Raw genomic sequence first — 2,432 nt, forward strand, 5'->3', positions numbered from 1 at the left:
GAATGCCTCGCCGATTGCGGTGCCGCCCCTGTTATGATGATCGGCGACGACCACTACCAAAACGTCACCCCACAAAAAGCAGACCAAATCCTCACACAATACAAACCCTAAAAACCAAAACTCAACCCCCCCCATCCCACCCCTATGCCCCACCCCCTCGAAAAACGCATCCTCCTCCGACACCTCGACGAACCCCACTACACACCAGACATCGAATGCTACCTCCGCCACGGCGGCTACCAATCCCTCCGCAAAGCCCTCCAAATGACCCCCGCCCAAATCATCGCCGAAATCAAAACCTCCGGCCTCCGCGGACGAGGCGGCGCAGGCTTCCCCACCGGCACCAAATGGGCATTCATCGACCCCACCAAAAACACCAAACCCGTATACCTCATCTGCAACGCCGACGAATCCGAACCCGGCACCTTCAAAGACCGCCAACTCATCCACAAAGACCCACACCAACTCCTCGAAGGCATGATCATCGCAGCCTACGCCCTCGGCGTCCGCCTCGCCTACATCTACATCCGCGGCGAATTCCCCCAAGGCGCCAAAATCCTCGAGCGCGCCATCGCCGAAGCTCACCAAAAAGGCTACCTCGGCAAAAACATTCTCGGCAAACAAGCCTTCGACCTTCAAATCTACATCCACCGCGGCGCCGGCGCCTACATCTGCGGCGAAGAGACAGGCCTCATCGAATCCCTCGAAGGCAAACGCCCCTACCCCCGCATCAAGCCCCCATACTTCCCCGCCGTCCTCGGCCTCTACATGTGCCCCACCATCGTCAACAACGTCGAAACCCTCTGCAACATCCCCCACATCATCCGCATGGGCGGCGCCGAATACGCCAAACTCGGCCGCCCCAACAACACCGGCACCCGCATCCTCTGCGTCTCCGGCGACGTCAAACGCCCAGGCTACTACGAATTTGAAATCGGCTCAATCACCCTCGGCCAACTCATCCACGACGTCTGCGGCGGCATCCGCAACAACAACCGCCTCAAAGCCGTCATCCCCGGTGGCTCCTCCGCCAAAGTCCTCAAAGCCGGCGAACGCTACAAAATCAAACAAAAAGACCCCTCCACCGGACAAACCATCGAAAAAGAAATCCACCTCGAAGATATTCCCCTCGACTTCGACACCCTCGCCGCCATCGGCTCCATGGCAGGATCCGGCGGCATCATCGTCATGGACAACACCCGCTCCATGGTCGAAGCTCTCGCCAATATCGCTGAATTCTACGCTCACGAGTCCTGCGGTCAATGCACCCCGTGTCGCGAAGGATCACTCTGGATGAAAAAAATCCTTTCCCGCCTAGCCAAGGGCCAAGGACAACCCAGCGACATTGAGACCCTACTCTCTGTCGCCAACAACATCGCCGGACGCACCATATGCGCCTTCGGAGAGGCCTGCTCCTGGCCTGTCCAAAGCTTCCTCACCAAATTCCCCGACGAATTCAAAGCCGCCTGCCACCCCAGATAGCTTCCTCCAAATCAACTTTCATCAGCGCACAACAACACCCCCCCACACAGCCTTTCCTCCTCTCGGCCACACCCCCACTCACACCTTTCCCTCTCATCTAACCCAAAAAGTCTAACTACTTCACACACCACAATCCAAGAAATACACCACAAGCCAAGAAATCCAAATCCCACCGGCTACCGACGACTACCGCCACCGACTTTCAAGGCATCAAATAAAAAACAAAAAACGCGCCGAACCCTCGCCCGGCGCGTTTTATTCCAATTCCTTACCCTCTTCTAGCCTTCACACCTGGCTGGTAGCTTTCCTCCGCACCACAAAATACAACAACGCTAACCCACCCACAATCAAAGCATACGTCGAAGGCTCAGGAATAGTCGTGTAGGTCAAGAAGTTCGTAAACGTTGCGGTCCCCGTGCCAGGATTCGTATTAGGAAGCCCATTGCCGAAACCTTCATTTGAGAGGAAGGTATTACCGAATGAATCCTGTGCATTCAAGTATATTCCGACGAAGTTAAATGAGGCGCCAGGTGAAATTCCCAATTGAGCAAGTGTAAATGACCAAGTATAGGAATTTTGGCCACCTGTCTCAGGGGTAAGTCCATTTGTTCCAGTAGTGCTGGTTGCAATAAACGGTAAGTTCGTAGGACTGCCCGTTAAATTCCACAATCCAGCAAATCCGTTGTTTGTACCAAATGGTTTCACTCCAATCGCCTTATCTGCTGTGAACCCAGCGGCAAAATTAATAGCAGCGGACCCTATGTTACTGATAGCCCTTCTCAGAGTGTCCGCCGTATCGCTCAAGATCCCTGTTGAATTTAAGCCACCTGCCACTGTGTCTAGATACAACACGAATGCATCGTTACCAGAAAATGGAATACCTCCAGGATTTGAGAGATTAAAAGTCACTGTTGTACCATCGTCGATTATACTCAGAATTGCGTTTCCAA

General features: G+C 54.1%; 3 protein-coding genes. 2 read left to right on the forward strand and 1 reads right to left on the reverse strand.

All coding sequences use genetic code 11. From position 1 onward, the window contains the following. Positions 1-144 precede the first annotated feature (144 nt). Positions 145-1,482 (forward strand): NADH-quinone oxidoreductase subunit NuoF, encoded by a 1,338-nt coding sequence (gene nuoF, locus NZM04_00150; GenBank protein ID MCS7062454.1) that lies wholly within the window; start codon positions 145-147, stop codon positions 1,480-1,482. A gap of 285 nt (positions 1,483-1,767) precedes the next feature. Here nuoF and NZM04_00155 read toward each other — a convergent pair whose 3' ends face one another. Then, positions 1,768-2,187, reverse strand: a complete 420-nt coding sequence (locus tag NZM04_00155; GenBank protein MCS7062455.1) for a PEP-CTERM sorting domain-containing protein — start codon at positions 2,185-2,187, stop codon at positions 1,768-1,770. A gap of 19 nt (positions 2,188-2,206) precedes the next feature. Between NZM04_00155 and NZM04_00160 the strand changes: the two genes are divergently transcribed. Then, positions 2,207-2,432, forward strand: a 226-nt coding sequence (locus NZM04_00160; GenBank protein MCS7062456.1) for a hypothetical protein, incomplete at its 3' end; no start/stop codon positions are given.

It is taken from the genome of Candidatus Methylacidiphilales bacterium, from assembly GCA_025056655.1.
Classification (GTDB): Bacteria; Verrucomicrobiota; Verrucomicrobiia; order Methylacidiphilales; family JANWVL01; genus JANWVL01.

Bases quoted from the DNA above. Each gene is read 5' to 3' on its own strand.
- nuoF (MCS7062454.1), top strand. From the start codon at position 145: ATGCCCCACCCCCTCGAAAAACGCATCCTCCTCCGACACCTCGACGAA.